This is a genomic window from Streptomyces sp. CB01201 (assembly GCF_002803085.1).
Taxonomy (GTDB): Bacteria; Actinomycetota; Actinomycetes; order Streptomycetales; family Streptomycetaceae; genus Streptomyces; species Streptomyces hundungensis.
In genome coordinates this window covers 524,108-538,924 of sequence record NZ_NNBJ01000011.1, presented here as the reverse complement: position 1 = coordinate 538,924, position 14,817 = coordinate 524,108, and the positions used below count along the sequence as shown (strand labels likewise).

12 protein-coding genes are annotated in these 14,817 nt (G+C 72.1%); 8 read left to right on the top strand and 4 right to left on the bottom strand.

Annotation, left to right across the window (positions count from 1 at the left end; genetic code table 11):
• Positions 1–393: 393 nt before the first annotated feature.
• Complete coding sequence (locus CG740_RS24525) at positions 394–843, top strand: PTS sugar transporter subunit IIA (protein WP_100577387.1); 450 nt, start codon at positions 394–396, stop codon at positions 841–843.
• Between the two features lie 81 nt (positions 844–924).
• Positions 925–2,595, top strand: a complete 1,671-nt coding sequence (ptsP, locus tag CG740_RS24520; protein ID WP_100577386.1) for a phosphoenolpyruvate--protein phosphotransferase — start codon at positions 925–927, stop codon at positions 2,593–2,595.
• Positions 2,596–2,669: 74 nt separating this feature from the next.
• On the opposite strand, the gene CG740_RS24515 is transcribed toward ptsP, so the two are convergent.
• Positions 2,670–3,554, bottom strand: a complete 885-nt coding sequence (locus CG740_RS24515) for a hypothetical protein (protein ID WP_100577385.1) — start codon at positions 3,552–3,554, stop codon at positions 2,670–2,672.
• A 24-nt stretch (positions 3,555–3,578) separates the two neighbouring features.
• Positions 3,579–4,853 (bottom strand): MFS transporter, encoded by a 1,275-nt coding sequence (locus CG740_RS24510; protein WP_324901148.1) that lies wholly within the window; start codon positions 4,851–4,853, stop codon positions 3,579–3,581.
• A 45-nt stretch (positions 4,854–4,898) separates the two neighbouring features.
• On the opposite strand from CG740_RS24510, the gene CG740_RS24505 reads away from it, so the two are divergent.
• Complete coding sequence (locus tag CG740_RS24505; RefSeq protein ID WP_100577383.1) at positions 4,899–6,218, top strand: aminotransferase class I/II-fold pyridoxal phosphate-dependent enzyme; 1,320 nt, start codon at positions 4,899–4,901, stop codon at positions 6,216–6,218.
• A 62-nt stretch (positions 6,219–6,280) separates the two neighbouring features.
• On the opposite strand, the gene CG740_RS24500 is transcribed toward CG740_RS24505, so the two are convergent.
• Positions 6,281–8,269 carry an acetoacetate--CoA ligase gene (locus CG740_RS24500; RefSeq protein WP_100577382.1) on the bottom strand — a complete coding sequence of 663 codons (1,989 nt, stop codon included), beginning with the start codon at positions 8,267–8,269 and terminating at the stop codon, positions 6,281–6,283.
• Between the two features lie 217 nt (positions 8,270–8,486).
• On the opposite strand from CG740_RS24500, the gene CG740_RS24495 reads away from it, so the two are divergent.
• Positions 8,487–10,841 (top strand): glycoside hydrolase family 31 protein, encoded by a 2,355-nt coding sequence (locus tag CG740_RS24495; protein ID WP_100577381.1) that lies wholly within the window; start codon positions 8,487–8,489, stop codon positions 10,839–10,841.
• Between the two features lie 112 nt (positions 10,842–10,953).
• Here the strand turns inward: CG740_RS24495 and CG740_RS24490 are convergent, their stop codons facing one another.
• A complete protein-coding gene (locus CG740_RS24490) occupies positions 10,954–11,499 on the bottom strand; it encodes an NUDIX domain-containing protein (protein WP_100577380.1) in 546 nt (181 codons plus the stop codon).
• 61 nt (positions 11,500–11,560) lie between these two features.
• Here CG740_RS24490 and CG740_RS24485 point away from each other — a divergent pair, with 61 nt between their 5' ends.
• The 4 genes from CG740_RS24485 (at position 11,561) to CG740_RS24470 (ending at position 14,735) form a co-directional block, all read left to right on the top strand.
• Positions 11,561–12,412 carry a M15 family metallopeptidase gene (locus CG740_RS24485; protein ID WP_100577379.1) on the top strand — a complete coding sequence of 284 codons (852 nt, stop codon included), beginning with the start codon at positions 11,561–11,563 and terminating at the stop codon, positions 12,410–12,412.
• A gap of 187 nt (positions 12,413–12,599) precedes the next feature.
• A complete protein-coding gene (locus CG740_RS24480; RefSeq protein ID WP_100577378.1) occupies positions 12,600–13,001 on the top strand; it encodes a DUF962 domain-containing protein in 402 nt (133 codons plus the stop codon).
• Between the two features lie 118 nt (positions 13,002–13,119).
• On the top strand, positions 13,120–13,548 hold the full coding sequence (locus CG740_RS24475) for a Zn-ribbon domain-containing OB-fold protein (RefSeq protein ID WP_100577377.1): 429 nt from the start codon (positions 13,120–13,122) through the stop codon (positions 13,546–13,548).
• A complete protein-coding gene (locus CG740_RS24470) occupies positions 13,545–14,735 on the top strand; it encodes a lipid-transfer protein (protein ID WP_100577376.1) in 1,191 nt (396 codons plus the stop codon). The genes CG740_RS24475 and CG740_RS24470 overlap by 4 nt, the downstream gene beginning before the upstream one ends.
• Positions 14,736–14,817: the final 82 nt, after the last annotated feature.

Genomic DNA, 14,817 nt, shown 5'->3' with positions numbered 1-14,817 from the left:
ACTCTATCAGACTCTTTCGTGTCCGATTTCCTCGGTGCCTTTCAGGTTCTCCCTCTCGGGTTTTCCTTTCCGGCGATTCAGACTCTAGCAAGTCTTTTCCGTCTTCCTGACCATGATTCCGCGAGCATGCGGAACCAGGGATTCAGGTTAGGATCGGGACTTGGTAGGTGCCGCCGACCGCCGAATCACAGTGTCGTGATGGGGTCAGGCAGGAGTACGACAGTACATGCCACCGGGAGTCGAGGCAAATCGTTTCCGGTGTGCACCTAGGTCCGCCAACCAGTACCTGTCGTGCGGAACTAGGACTTCTTATGACTTACCCTTCTGAACAGTACGCCGTCCAGGACAGGTAGTGACGGCGACACTAGAAGCTCCGCCCCTGGGAGGCTCCCCATGACTAGCGTGACGTCCCCACTTGCCGGACAGGCCATCGGGCTCGCGGCAGTGCCCGACCCCGTCTTCTCCGGCGCGATGGTGGGCCCCGGCACCGCTATTGATCCCGTACGTGAGCCGTCGGCGGCCGTGGCGCCTGTTGACGGCGTCGTTGTGTCCCTGCACCCGCACGCGTTCGTCGTCGTCGACGGCGAGGGCCACGGTGTGCTGACGCACCTCGGAATCGACACCGTTCAGCTCAACGGCGAGGGCTTCGAGCTCCTCGTCAACAAGGGCGACACCGTGACGCGCGGCCAGGAGGTCGTGCGCTGGGACCCGGCCGCCGTCGAGGCCGCCGGCAAGTCCCCCATTTGTCCCATCGTGGCGCTCGAAGCCACCACCGACTCCCTCTCCGATGTCGTCGAGAGCGGCGATGTGAAGGCCGGCGACGCGCTGTTCAGCTGGCAGTGACGCCCGCGCCGCTGTGACGGCGCGCTGGACAGACCACAACGGCGGCGGCAACGACCGCCGCGACTATCGGAGACGGGTGAGATGGAGACAACGCTGCGAGGCGTCGGCGTGAGCCACGGTGTGGCGATCGGCGAGGTTCGGCACATGGGTACGGCGGTTCTTGAGCCGCCGGCCAAGCAGATTCCGGCATCGGACCACGGGCGCGAACAGGGGCGTGCCCGCCAGGCCGTGGAAGCTGTGGCCGCCGACCTGATGGCGCGTGGCAATCTGGCCGGCGGTGAGGCGCAGGCCGTGCTTGAGGCCCAGGCGATGATCGCCCAGGACCCGGAGCTCATGTCCGACGTCGACCGGCGCATCGTCGTCGGCAGCACCGCGGAGCGCGCCGTCTACGACGCGTTCTCGCACTATCGCGAACTGCTCGCGGGTGCCGGTGAGTACATGGCCGGACGCGTCGCCGACCTCGACGATGTGCGGAACCGGATCGTGGCGCGCCTGCTCGGCGTGCCGATGCCGGGTGTGCCGGACAGCGACGAGCCGTATGTGCTCATCGCCCGGGACCTGGCGCCTGCCGACACCGCGCTGCTGGACCCTGCGCTCGTGCTCGGCTTCGTGACCGAGGAGGGCGGGCCCACCAGCCACAGCGCCATCCTGGCGCGGGCGCTCGGCGTGCCGGCGATCGTGGCCCTGCCCGGCGCCGGTGAGCTGGCCGAAGGCACGCTGGTCGCCGTGGACGGCAGCACCGGCGAGATCTTCGTGGACCCGAGTGCCGAGAAGCAGGCCGAGCTTGAGCGGGCCGCGGCCGAGCGGAAGGCGGCGTTGTCCGCCTCGTCCGGCCCGGGTGCCACCTCGGACGGGCACAAGGTGCCGCTGCTCGCCAACGTCGGCGGTCCCGCCGATGTGCCGGCCGCGGTCGAGGCGGGCGCCGAGGGCGTCGGCCTGTTCCGTACCGAGTTCCTCTTCCTCGACGACTCAGCCAAGGCGCCGTCGGAGGAGAAGCAGGTCGAGGCGTACCGCAAGGTGCTTGAGGCGTTCCCCGAGGGGCGCGTCGTGGTGCGGGTCCTGGACGCGGGCGCCGACAAACCGCTGGACTTCCTCACCCCCGCCGACGAGCCCAACCCGGCGCTCGGCGTGCGTGGTCTGCGCTCGCTGCTGGACCACCCCGAGGTGCTGCGGACGCAGCTGACCGCGCTGGCCAAGGCCGCTGCGGGTCTGCCGGTCTACCTTGAGGTCATGGCGCCGATGGTGGCCGACCGTACCGACGCCAAGGCGTTCGCCGACGCGTGCCGGGAAGCGGGGCTTCAGGCGAAGTTCGGCGCGATGGTGGAGATTCCGTCCGCCGCGCTGCGGGCTCGCTCGATCCTCCAGGAGGTCGAGTTCCTGTCGCTCGGCACCAACGACCTGGCGCAGTACGCCTTCGCCGCCGACCGTCAGGTGGGCGCGGTGTCGCGACTTCAGGACCCGTGGCAGCCCGCGCTGCTCGACCTGATCTCGATGTCCGCCGAGGCCGCCAAGGCCGAGGGCAAGAGCTGTGGTGTGTGTGGCGAGGCCGCCTCCGATCCGCTGCTGGCCTGCGTCCTGACCGGGCTCGGTGTCACCAGCCTTTCGATGGGTGCGGCTTCCATTCCCTACGTGCGCGCGACGCTGGCGAAGTACACGCTGGCCCAGTGTGAGCGTGCGGCTGCCGCGGCCCGTGCCGCGGACACCGCCGAGGATGCGCGCAACGCCGCTCAGGCGGTGCTGTCCGGCGAGTGACCGGACGGTCGTGAGACCGGTGTGAGAGGGGCTTCCCGTCGCGATGCGGACGGGGAGCCCCTTTCGCTTGCCCCTCAGTGGTGGGGGTCGGGGTGGTCGACCGGGAATCCGGGGCGGTATTCGACACCTGGTTCGGGGGCCAGGGGTTCTCCCGTCTCGGCGTCGGTGCAGTAGGCGCTGAACACCTCGCCCTCGGTCAGCGGGTCGAGGTGGCCCTGCCGCAGCCGCCATCCGTGCAGCCGGTCCGGGCTGCCCGGCTCGGTCGTACGCAGGACGAGGCCGCCGGCGCTGTCCCGGGCGATGCCGGCGGCGAGGACGGTGACGAACTCGGCCGCGTCCGTCTCGTCGAGGCGCACCGGATCGGTGCCCGGGCGCTCGGCGTGGAGGACGGCGATGAGCTGCTCCTCCTGGGTGGGGATGCTGCAAACCAGGTGGTGGGTGCCGGGGCCGGCCGCCTCCAGCAGGTTCAGCAGGAGCCGGGAGGCCCGGTCGAACGCGGCTCGGCCGATGTCCTGGCCGCATTCGGCGCAGTCGCCCGCTTCGGCCAGGAGCAGCGTCGCGTACTCCCAAGTCGCTTTGCGGACGGCCTTGTTGATGAGCTGTGGAACCAGGCTGTCGATGGGCTGGCCCGCGTAGGCGACACAGGCGCCGCCCGCTGCCAGTTCGGCGGTGAAGCGCGTGCGGCTGTCCGGAGTGTCCGGGTCCAGGCCGCGTGCCGTGCAGAACTCGGTGAACTCGTCCGGGTCGAAGAGGGCGACCGTGGTGTGGGCGCCCTGGGCGGAGAGTGAGCGGAGGAGCCCTTCGACCTGGCGGAGGTAGCGGGTGTGGTCGTCGAAGACGAAGGAGCGGTATCTCGTCATGGCCGTGAAGTCGCGGGCGTCGGCGATGAGGCCGACGGTGCCCGGCATTTCACGGCGGAGTGTGCGCCGGACGGCCTTGGTGTGATGGGTGTGCGCCATGTTTCCCCCTGAGCACGGTGTCGATCAATGCTCACTCACCGTAATCGAGGCCACTGACAGTGGCGTCCTGGCTGCCTGTGGGCGGACGAGCCGGTGCTGGACCAGGCACGTTCCCGCGATGGCCGCGCCGAAGGTGATCCAGCCGGCCGGTCCCGTCGCGATGGCGGCGGTGACGGCGAGGGGGCCGACGCTGCGCTGGACCGACTGGGCGAGGCCGTGCACTCCGAGGTAGCTGCCCTGCGCGTCGTCGGGGGCGAGGGCGATGGAGAGTTCCCAGGAGATGGTGGCGTGGACGATCTCGGCGAGGGTGAAGGCGATGGTCGCGGCCACGAGGAAGGCGGCGGCGGGTCCGGCGCCGGGGGTCGCGGAGGCCGCGATGGCCACGCCCGCGACGGCGAAGGTCGCGGAGAGCGGGAGCAGCAGCCGCCGGGCCGCCGGGGTGGTGGTGCCGAAGCGGGCGAGGGGCACCTGGAGCCCGACGACCATCACGTTGTTGATGACCATGAGGAGCGGGACGAGTCCGTGCGGGGCGTCGGTGGCGTGTACGGCCCATAGCGGCAGGCCGACCTTGAAGACGGCGTCGTCCAGGAAGAGCACGGTTTCGGTGGCCACGAACGCCAGGTATCGGCGGTCGCGCCAGGGGTTGGTGCGGCTCGGACTCGCGGTGGGCTCGCCGGACTTGGCGACCGTCCGCGACGGCGTCGCGGGCTCGGCGCAGAGCGCGGTGATGAGGGCGGAGCCGAGGAAGGAGAGGGCGTTGCCCGCGAGGAGCCATTGGTAGGCGGAGGCCGAGCCGATGGCGATGGCCCCGGCGGCCGCGAGGCCGCCGACCGCCCAGCCCGCGTTGGCGACGGTACGGCTCACGGCCTGGTAGCGCACGCGCTCGGGTCCGGCGATGCGGGCCGCGTACAGCTTGGTGAGCACGTTCGCGGAGCGGTCGCCGAAGCTTCCCACGGAGGCGAAGAGCAGGAGCAGCGCGAAGTTGTCGGTGGTCAGAAGGGCGAACGCCGCGGCCGCGCGCACGATTTGGAGGCCGATCAGGACGCGGGTCAGGGGCAGCCGGTCGGCGATGCGGCCGCCGATGGGCGCTCCGGCGATGCCGACGGCTCCGGACGCGGCGACCAGGGTGCCGATCTGGGCGAGGGAGAGCCCGGCCGCATAGGTGAAGTACAGGACCGAGACGGCTTCCCAGAGGCCGCTTCCGGTCCGGTCGACGAAGGCGACCGAGAGCATCCGGCGGCCGTCGAGGCCTCCCGGGATGCGTTCCCACAGTGCGCCTCGTCGGCGGCTCCAGCTCATTGCTCCCCCTTGACCAGACTTATGTATTGATACATACTCACTTACGTGGCAACACATTATTCGATCGCTGGTACGACAGCCAAGGGAATTGCCGCCTCCGTGGAACGCGCGGTCGCCGACGGGGGCCTTGGTCCCGGGGACGCGCTTCCGCCCGTGCGCAGGCTGGCCGATGAGCTGGCGGTGAGTCCCGGCACGGTCGCCACCGCCTACAAGGAGCTGCGGCAGCGCGGTGTGGTGGTCACCCGTGGGCGGGGCGGCACCGTGGTGGCCGCGGCGCCCGCCGTCGCATCGCGCCGGCCGCCCAAAGTGCCCGACGGTTTGCGGGATTTGGCGGGAGGCCATCCCGACGCGGCCTTCCTGCCGGACCTGCCGGCGCTCGTGGCGCCCTCGACGGGACCCCGCTCGCACCGCTCCACGCCCAGGCTCCCCGAGCTGGAGGAGCGGGCGCGCGCCTGGTTCGCCGGGGACGGAGTCCCGTCCGGGCATGTGACGTTCGCGCACGGCGCGCTCGACTGCGTCGCCCGGCTGCTGACCACCGAGCTGCGACCGGGGGACGCGGTCGCCATGGAGGATCCCGGCTATCACCATCTGCTCGACCTGCTCCAGGCGATGGGGCTGCGGATCGTGGCGGTCGCCGTGGACGACGAGGGCATGCGGCCCGCGGAGCTGAAGGAGGCGCTGCGGGCCGGTGCGCGGGCGGTGGTGTGCAGTCCCCGGGCACAGAATCCGTATGGAGGCCGCTTCTCCGCGGCGCGGCGTGACGCGCTGGTCGAGGTGCTGCGCCAGTTTCCGGAGGTGCTCGTCGTCGAGAACGACCACGCCGCCGAGATCGCGGGGGCCGAGCTCAACTCCCTTACCAGTGACGGCCTTTCGCGGTGGGCTCAGGTGCGGACCGTGACCAAGTACCTCGGCACCGATCTGCGGTGGGCCGCCGCCGCGTGCGACCCGGTGACGCTGGCACGGCACGACGGACGACTGCTGCTCACCTCCGGCTGGGTGAGCCACCTCTTGCAGGCGGCCGTGCTGAGCTTGATGGACGATCCGTCGGCCCAGCTATTGGTGAGGCGCGCGGAGCAGACCTATGGGGAGCGGCGTACGGCGTTCGTCAAGGAGCTGGCCCTGCGCGGGATTTCGGCACACGGGGCGAGCGGAATGAATGTGTGGGTACCGGTGCGTGATGAGTCCGCCGTGGTCAACGGGCTGCGTACACGAGGCTGGTGGGTGGCGGCCGGCGCGCGGTTCCGCCTGGCCGCAGGTCCGGGGGTACGGATCACGGTGGCCGGTGTGGACGCCTCGGAGGCCGCGCTTCTGGCCTCGGACTTCGCCGATGTCCTGGGCGAGTCCGAGGCCACGTACGGGGGTTGATCCGGGGCCACGTGCCACGTACGGGGGTTGATCCGGGGCCACGTGCCACGTGCGGGGCTTGGTCAGCCGCGCTTGCGGGCGATGTCCTCGTAGAAGCGCAGCAGGTCCAGGTTGTCGACCGAACCCGGGTTGACGGCCTGGTCGAGAGCGGCGCCCTGGAGGAGGCGCTTGACGGGGACCTCGATGCGCTTGCCCGTCAGGGTGTGCGGGACGCCGGGGGCCTCGATGATCTCGTCGGGGACATGGCGGGGCGAGAGCTGTTCGCGGATCGCCCGCTTGATTCTCGTCCGCAGTGCCTCGTCCAGGACCGCGCCCTCGGCGAGGTGCACGAACAGCGGCATCCAGTAGCCGCCGTCGGGCTCTTCGAGGCCGATGACGAGGGATTCGCGGATCTCGGGGAGCCGCTCGACGACCTCGTAGATGTCGGCCGAACCCATGCGCACGCCTTGGCGGTTGAGGGTCGAGTCCGAGCGGCCGTGGATGATCACCGAGCCGTGGTCGGTGAGGGTGATCCAGTCGCCGTGCCGCCACACGCCCGGGAACATGTCGAAGTAGCTGTCGCGGTAGCGGCTGCCGTCGGGGTCGTTCCAGAAGCGGATCGGCATGGACGGCATGGGGTTGGTGACGACGAGCTCGCCGACCTCACCGATGACGGGCCGGCCCTGCGCGTCCCAGGCCTGGAGGTCGGTGCCGAGGCAGGGCGCCTGGAGTTCGCCGATGTGCACGGGCAGGGTCGGGACCGCTCCCGCGAAGCAGGAGCAGACGTCGGTGCCGCCGCTGACCGAGGCGATCCACAGGTCCTCGCGCACCTCGTCGTGGAGCCAGCGGAACCCGTCGGGCGGCAGCGGTGAGCCGGTGGTCGCGACGCCCTTGACACGGGACAGGTCGAAGTCGCGACCCGGGTGCACATCGGCCTTGCGGCAGGCCATCACATAGGCGGCCGAGGTCCCGAACAGGGTGGCGCCGGTGCGCTCCGCCATCCGCCACTGGGCGCCCGTGTCGGGGAAGCCGGGGCTGCCGTCGTACAGGACGACGGTGGTGCCGGTGAGCAGGCCGGAGACGAGGAAGTTCCACATCATCCAGCCGGTGGAGGTGTACCAGAAGAACCGGTCGTCGGGGCCGAGGTCGCAGTGCAGTCCGAGCTGCTTGAAGTGTTCGAGGAGGATGCCGCCCTGGGACTGCACGATCGCCTTGGGCAGTCCGGTCGTGCCGGACGAGTAGAGCACCCACAGGGGATGGTCGAAGGGCACCTGCTCGAAGGCGGGCTCCGCGTCGCCAGAGGTGAGGGCGGACCATTCGAGGGCGCCCTCGGGGGCCGGGCTGCCGAGCAGCGGGATGTGCACGACGGCGCGCAGGGTGGGGAGTTCGCGGCGCAGTTCCGCGACGACGTCGGTGCGGTCGTGCTCCTTGCCGCCGTAGCGGTAGCCGTCGACCGTGAACAGGACGACCGGCTCGACCTGCTGGAAGCGGTCGAGGACGCTGCGGGCGCCGAAGTCGGGGGCGCAGGACGTCCACACGGCGCCCACGGCCGCCGAGGCGAGGAACGCGATGACGGCCTGCGGCACGTTGGGGAGATAGCCGCTCACCCGGTCCCCGGGGCGCACGCCGAGCGCGCGCAGCTCGGCCGCGAGGGAGCCGACCTGGCGGCGCAGCTCGGACCAGCTGGTCTCGGCCGGTTCGTGGGTCTCGTCGACGTGCACGAGCGCCGGGTCATGGGCCCGGGCGGGGTCCTCTGCGGTGCGCAGCGCGTGTTCCGCGTAGTTCAGCGCGGCGCCCGGGAACCACTGGGCGCCGGGCATCGTTCGATCGGCAAGGACAGCGGTGTACGGGGAGGAGAAGCGGATGTCGAACCAGTCGGCGACGGCCCGCCAGAAGGTGTCGAGCTCGGCGACGGACCAGCGGTGGAGAGCCGGGTATCCGCCTTCGGCCGGTGCGCCGTAGCGCTCCGCGGCCCAGGCCTGGAAGCGGGTGATCCGCGCGGCGGCGATGCGTTCGGAGTCCGGCTGCCACAGGGGCGCGGGCTGCGGAGCGGGGTTCGCTGCTGAAGTCATGGGTCGGCTCCCGGGCTGTAACGCGTGATGTGCGTGTTTCCCGCGCACACGCGTGGGGTGTGCGCGTGAGGCGGCTGACAGGGACGATGCCATGTGATCGTCTTCCGCACCAGGGTGTGCCCCCCATACTCGGCCGCCCGGGTATGTGGCGCCACCACGGGTGAACGGCAGTTGAACGAACCGCCCGCGGGGCCGTCCGGGTGGCAGGGTGAGCTGCATGAACGGCGATGACCTGGTGCGCTCGGTGAAGGTGGTCGGCTCGGTGCGGGGGCTGCGGGCGGTGCGCTCGGCCCTGCGGCGGCGCCGGGCGGACGCGCGGGACCTGCCGGCGCGCGGGCCGGAGCGGGCCCGGGTGCCGGGTGCCGTGACCGCGGCGGAGCCGAGGCCCGGCGGCGGCGTGGTGCACTTCGCCCGCTCCCGGCTTGAGGTGCGGGTCGCGGCGGGCGGTGCGGTGTTCTGGGGCTGGGACGGTGCGGAGCCCGAGCCGTCGTACGCCGTGGACGGCCGGGTGCCCGAGCCGGATCCGCGGGCCGTTCTGGAGCCGGACAAGGACGGCGGCTGGCGGGTCGTCTCGGAGCGGCTGACCGTGGTCATCTCGCGGCACGGCGCGGTGGACGTGTGCACGCCGGGCGGTGTGGTGCTGCGCCGGGAGCTGCCGCCGCGCTGGTGGGAGCCGGCCGGCGGCGGGCCGGCCCGCTGGCAGCAGAGGTCCGAAGTGGCCGCCGACGCACGGTTCTTCGGGCTCGGCGGCCGTGCGAGCGGCCCGCGGCTTCGGGACGGTACGTACCGGCTGTGGAACACCGACCCGGGCGGCGGCTTCGGTCCGGGCGACGACCCTCTGTACATCACGATGCCGGTCCAATTGGTGGTCGCGGACGCGGGGTGCCATTTGGCGTTCTACGACAGCACCTGGAACGGCCGGGTGGTCCTGCGCGAGGGCGAGGAGGGCGCCGGGTCCGGCCACGACCGGCTGGGCGGCAGCGAGCTGCGCATGGAGGGCGGCCCGCTGCGCTGCTGGGTCGTCGCCGGCACCCCGGCCCGGGTGCTCCAGGGCTGGACGGCGCTGACCGGCGCGCCCGCCCTGCCGCCGTCCTGGGCGCTCGGCCCCCAGCACGCCCGCTGGGGATTCGGCACCGAGCGCGAGGTGCGGCGCGTCGTCGGGGGCTACACCGAGCGCGGCCTGCCGCTGTCGGCGCTGCACCTGGACATCGACCACTACGACGACCACCAGGTGTTCACGGTCGGCCGGGCCGCCTTCCCCGATCTGCCCCGGCTCGCCAAGGATCTCGCCCAGGACGGGGTGCGGCTGGTCTCGATCGTGGATCCCGCGGTCCGGGCCGCACCGGGAAACGCGCTGTACGAAAGCGGGCGCGCCGCCGGGGCCTTCGTCCGGGACGCCCGCGGGCACGAGGTGCGCGGGGAGGTGTGGCCCGGCGAGTGCGCCTATCCGGACTTCACGGCTCCGGCGGCCCGCGCCTGGTGGGGCGGGCAGTACCAGGAGCGGCTCGACCAGGGTTTCGCCGGGGTGTGGCACGACATGAACGAGCCCGTGGCCTTCGCTCCGTTCGGGGATCCGACGCTGCCCAGGTCCGCCCGGCACGATCTGGACGGCCGGGGCGGCGACCACCGCGAGGCCCACAACGTGTACGGCCTGTGCATGGCCCGCGCCGGATACGAGGGCCTGCGCCGGCTGCGGCCCGACGAGCGGCCGTTCCTCTTCTCACGCTCCGGCTGGGCCGGGATGCAGCGCTACGGCGGCACCTGGTCGGGCGATGTGTCGACCGGCTGGCCGGGCCTGCGCGCCTCGCTCTCCCTGGTGCTCGGCCTCGGCCTGTGCGGGGTGCCGTACTCGGGCCCCGATGTGGGCGGCTTCACCGGCAGCCCCTCGCCCGAGCTGTATCTGCGCTGGTTCCAACTCGGCGCCTGGCTACCGCTGTTCCGCACGCACGCGGCCAAGTGGGCCGGGCGGCGCGAACCCTGGGAGTTCGGGCCGAAGGTCCTGGAAGGCGCACGGGCCGCGCTGGCCGAACGGCAGCGGCTGCACCCGTACTTCGTGACGCTGGCCCACTTGGCGCGGCTGACCGGAGCCCCCTATGTCCGCCCCCTGTGGTGGGGCGCGCCGGGCGACCGGGCGCTGCGCGACTGCGAGGACTCCTTCCTGCTCGGCGACGCGCTGCTCGTGGCCCCGGTCCTGGAGCGCGGCGCCGACCGGCGGGCGGTGCGGCTTCCGCGCGGGCGCTGGTACGACACGGCGACCGGGGAGGCCCACGACGGGCCCGGCCAGGTGCTCCTCAACGCTCCCCTGTCCCGGATCCCGGTGCTCGCCCGGGCCGGCTCGGTGATCCCGGTCCTGGGCGAGGGCGGCGGCCTGGAGCTGGAGGTGTGGGCACCGGCCGCCGGGCGTGCCGGGGGCGGGCTCGTGGTGCGGGACGCCGGGGACGGCTGGGAGCAGGCGAAGGTGGAGCGCTTCGCGACCCGCGTCGATCACGGCCGGGTCGTGGTGGAGCGGATCGACGGCGGGTCGGGCACCGAGGTCGGCCATCCGGTGCGGGTACGGGGGGCGGTGCGCTGAGCGGATGCGGGGGCTCGCCGGGCGGATGCGAGGGGCTGAGCGGGAGCTGTGCGCTGAGCGGGAGCTGTGCGCTGAGCGGGTGCCGCGTCCGGCGACGCATACTGATGACCCGTCAGGCGAGCGGTGCCCACCCCTGGCCGTACTCCCCCGCGAACCATTTGCGGACCGCCTCGGTATGCAGCGGAAAGGTCAACTCGGCCGGTTCGCGCAGGAGTTCCCAGCCTTCGGTCTCGCCGGTCGGGCGCGAGGGCGGGAGCCGGTCCGCGGGGCGACGGGGCAGCAGGCCGAACAGGAGGAGGTGTTCGGGGGAGCTGAGGGCGTCCGCCAGGCGGACCTCGGCGACCGGCACCTCGATGCCGGTCTCCTCCTTGAGTTCCCGGACGACCGCGCTCTGCCAGCTCTCGCCGAAGTCGATGAACCCTCCGGGCAGGGCCTTTCCGCCACGCCGGGGCTCGATGGTGCGGGTGATGACGACGAGTCCGGTGCCCCGGGCGTCGGTCACCGGCAGGAGGGCGATGGCGACGGGGAGCGGATTGCGGTAGGCGACGGTCCCGCAGACCGCGCAGGAACGGGGCCAGGCGCCGTTCGGTGCGGAGTAGGACGCTCCGCACGCGGCACAGTGGGAGTCCGGAAGAGGCTGCTCGGAGAGGGCGATCACGCGCGGACTCTAACCGACTGCCCTTCCCCGTGGACCAGTTGACCTGATAGAGGGTGTGCGCATGACACAACGTACCGAAGGGCGGCGCACCCCGGCCCGGCGCAGGGCCGCGCGGACCTCACGATGGCTGCGCGGGGCCACCGCCGGGGCCGCCGCGTTGCTGACCGTCGCCGCGCTCTCCCCCACCGCGCACGCGGTGCCGGAGCCGAAGGCGCCCGGGGAGTTCGTGGCGCTGCGCACCGTCGACCCCTCGATCATCCAGGAGATGCGCTACATCACCCCGCACGACTTCGTGGGCGAGCCGATCGACGGCTACCGGCAGCCGCTGTGCATCCTGACCCGTCCCGCCGCCGAAGCGCTGCACCGCGCGCAGCCGAAGCTTCTGCGCCAGGGCTACTCGCTGAAGGTGTACGACTGCTACCGCCCGCAGCGGGCCGTCGACCACTTCGTGCGCTGGGCCAAGGACCTGGCCGACGAGCGGATGAAGGCGGAGTTCTATCCTCGTGTCGACAAGTCGAGGCTCTTCGCGGACGGCTACATCGCCGAGAAGTCCGGCCACAGCCGGGGCAGCACCATGGATCTGACGATCGTGAAACTGCCCGCACTGCCCACCCGCCCCTACCACCCGGGCCAGCGGCTCGTACCCTGCTACGCGCCCAAGAGCCAGCGTTTTCCCGACAATTCCGTCGACATGGGGACCGGCTTCGACTGTTTCGACACCCTGGCGCACACCGACGACCCGCGCGTTCGGGGCGTGCAGCGGGCCCATCGGCAGTTCCTCAAGCGCACCCTGGAGGCGCAGGGCTTCGTCAATCTGCCCGAGGAGTGGTGGCACTTCACGTATCAGCCGGAGCCGTTCCCCAGCACCTCCTTCGATTTCCCGGTGTCATGGCGTTCGGTGGCCGGGCACTGAGAGCGGGAGCGCCTGCGGGCCGGCCGCTCATCCCGTCGCCGCCGGCACCGATGTCCGCCGCGGCGACTCCGCCCGAGGTGCGAGCGGACGCCCGGGGCCACCCCCGTGCGTCCCGGACGCCCGCTCTGTCCTCTCGGACGCGAAGGAGCCGTATCCGGTTCTCCGGGGAACGATTAGGTTCGGTCGCATGACCAAGACGACGAGCACGACGACAGACCGGACGACGACCGGGTCGCCGGACACCACACCGCCGACGTTCGACTCGTACGAGGAGTTCTGGCCCTACTACGTGGCGATGCACTCCCGGGCCGCCACCCGCTGGGTCCATCTGGCGGGCACCCTCACCGGACTCGCCCTCAGCGCCTACGGCCTGGCACGCGGACGCAAGCGGTACGCGCTCGCGCTCCCGCTCATCGGGTACGGGACCGCCTGGCCCGCGCACTGGTTCATCGAGAAGAACAACCCGGCCACCTTCGGACATCCCGCCTGGTCGCTGCGCGGGGACCGGCAGATGATCGCGGCGATGCTGGCGGGGCGCGACCGCGAGCTCGGCGAGATCGCCGCCAAGTGGCTGGCCGAGAACCGCTGAGCCGGGACCCGGACGCGGCCGCCCCTCCCCAACTCCCGTTGCCCGTGGCACACTTCTGACGTTCCGTCAGAAGTGAGTGCCGGGAGGGGTCTTGACACACGCACGCACGCGCACGCCCGTGGTCGCGGGCTGGTTCACGGACGCGCCGGGGCCGGACTTCCGGCTGCTCGGCACCCGGTGCACCGCCTGCGCCTCCGTCTTCTTCCCGCGCGAGGACGCCTTCTGCCGCAACCCCGGCTGCACGGGCGGCGAGCTGGCGGAGGTCCCCCTGTCCCAGCGCGGCAGGGTGTGGTCCTTCACCGACGGCCGCTACCGTCCGCCCTCTCCCTATGTGTCGGACCCACAGGTGGAGTGGGAACCCTATGTGCTCGTCGCCGTGGAGCTGGCGGCCGAGCGGATGGTGGTGCTCGGCCAGGCGGTGCCCGGGGTGAGCGCCGCCGATCTCGCGGTGGGCATGGAGGTCGAAGTGGTGCCGGGTGTCCTCAACGAGGACGCGGACACCACCTGGACCACTTGGCACTGGCGGCCCGTGGAGGTGGCGGCATGAGCGGCGACATCGCGGTACTGGGTGCGGGAATGCACCCCTGGGGCAAGTGGGGACGGAGTTTCGTCGAGTACGGGACCATCGCGGCCCGGGCCGCGCTCACGGATGCCGGGCTCGACTGGAAGCAGGTGCAGTCGGTGGTCGGCGCGGACACCGTGCGGGGCGGCTACCCGGGCCATGTGGCGGGCGCGACCTTCGCGAAGGCGCTCGGCTGGCAGGGCGCGCGGGTGACCAGCGTGTACGCGGCCTGCGCCTCCGGCGCCCAGGCGATCGGCGCGGCCCGTGCGCAGATCCTGGCCGGGCTCGCGGACGTGGTGCTCGTGGTGGGCGCCGACGCCGCGCCCAAGGGGTTCTTCGCGCCGGCCGGGGGCGAACGGCCGGACGATCCGGACTGGCTGCGCTTCCGGGTGCTCGGCGCCACGAACCCGGCCTACTTCGGGCTCTACGCCCGGCGCCGGATGGCCCTGCACGGCGACACGGTCGACGACTTCGCACAGGTCAAGGTGAAGAACGCGGCGGCCGGCACGCTCAATCCGAACGCCCGCTACCGCAGGACCGTCAGCGCCGAGGAGGTCGCCGCCTCGGCGGTGGTGGCCGATCCGCTGCGGCTGCTCGACATCTGCGCCACCTCGGACGGTGCCGCGGCCCTCGTTCTGACCAGCATGGACTTCGCACGCCGGCACGGCACCACCGACCCGGTGCGGATCCGCGCGGTCTCCACGGTCACCCCCACCTTCCCCCGCTCGGTGCTCGATCTGCCCGATATCGCGACCGACTCGGCGGCCTCCGTCGAGCCCGCCCCGCACTCCTTCCGCGCCTCCATCGCACGCGCCGCGTACGAGGAGGCGGGCATCGGGCCCGAGGACGTGTCGCTCGCCGAGGTCTACGACCTGTCCACCGCGCTGGAGCTGGAGTGGTACGAGGACCTCGGGCTGTGCGGGGCCGGCGAGGGGGCCAAACTCCTGCGGGACGGGACGACGGCGCTCGGGGGCCGGATCCCGGTCAACCCCAGTGGCGGGCTCGCGTCGTTCGGGGAGGCCGTGCCGGCCCAGGCGATCGCCCAGGTCTGCGAACTCACCTGGCAGTTGAGGGGAGCGGCCGGAGACCGTCAGGTGTCCGGAGCCCGGGCCGGAATCACGGCGAACCAGGGCCTGTTCGGACATGGCTCGTCGGTCGTGGCCGTGCGCTGAGGAGCACCTCCGGCAACCGACCCGGCAGGGCGCCCCCCGGCATCCGGGAGAGGGGGCCAGCACATGCCACCGGGCACACATC

Coding starts and splice junctions, on each gene's coding strand:
- CG740_RS24525 (WP_100577387.1), top strand. CDS start 394: ATGACTAGCGTGACGTCCCCACTTGCCGGACAGGCCATCGGGCTCGCG.
- ptsP (WP_100577386.1), top strand. CDS start 925: ATGGAGACAACGCTGCGAGGCGTCGGCGTGAGCCACGGTGTGGCGATC.
- CG740_RS24515 (WP_100577385.1), bottom strand. CDS start 3,554: ATGGCGCACACCCATCACACCAAGGCCGTCCGGCGCACACTCCGCCGT.
- CG740_RS24510 (WP_324901148.1), bottom strand. CDS start 4,853: ATGAGCTGGAGCCGCCGACGAGGCGCACTGTGGGAACGCATCCCGGGA.
- CG740_RS24500 (WP_100577382.1), bottom strand. CDS start 8,269: ATGACTTCAGCAGCGAACCCCGCTCCGCAGCCCGCGCCCCTGTGGCAG.
- CG740_RS24495 (WP_100577381.1), top strand. CDS start 8,487: ATGAACGGCGATGACCTGGTGCGCTCGGTGAAGGTGGTCGGCTCGGTG.
- CG740_RS24485 (WP_100577379.1), top strand. CDS start 11,561: ATGACACAACGTACCGAAGGGCGGCGCACCCCGGCCCGGCGCAGGGCC.
- CG740_RS24480 (WP_100577378.1), top strand. CDS start 12,600: ATGACCAAGACGACGAGCACGACGACAGACCGGACGACGACCGGGTCG.
- CG740_RS24470 (WP_100577376.1), top strand. CDS start 13,545: ATGAGCGGCGACATCGCGGTACTGGGTGCGGGAATGCACCCCTGGGGC.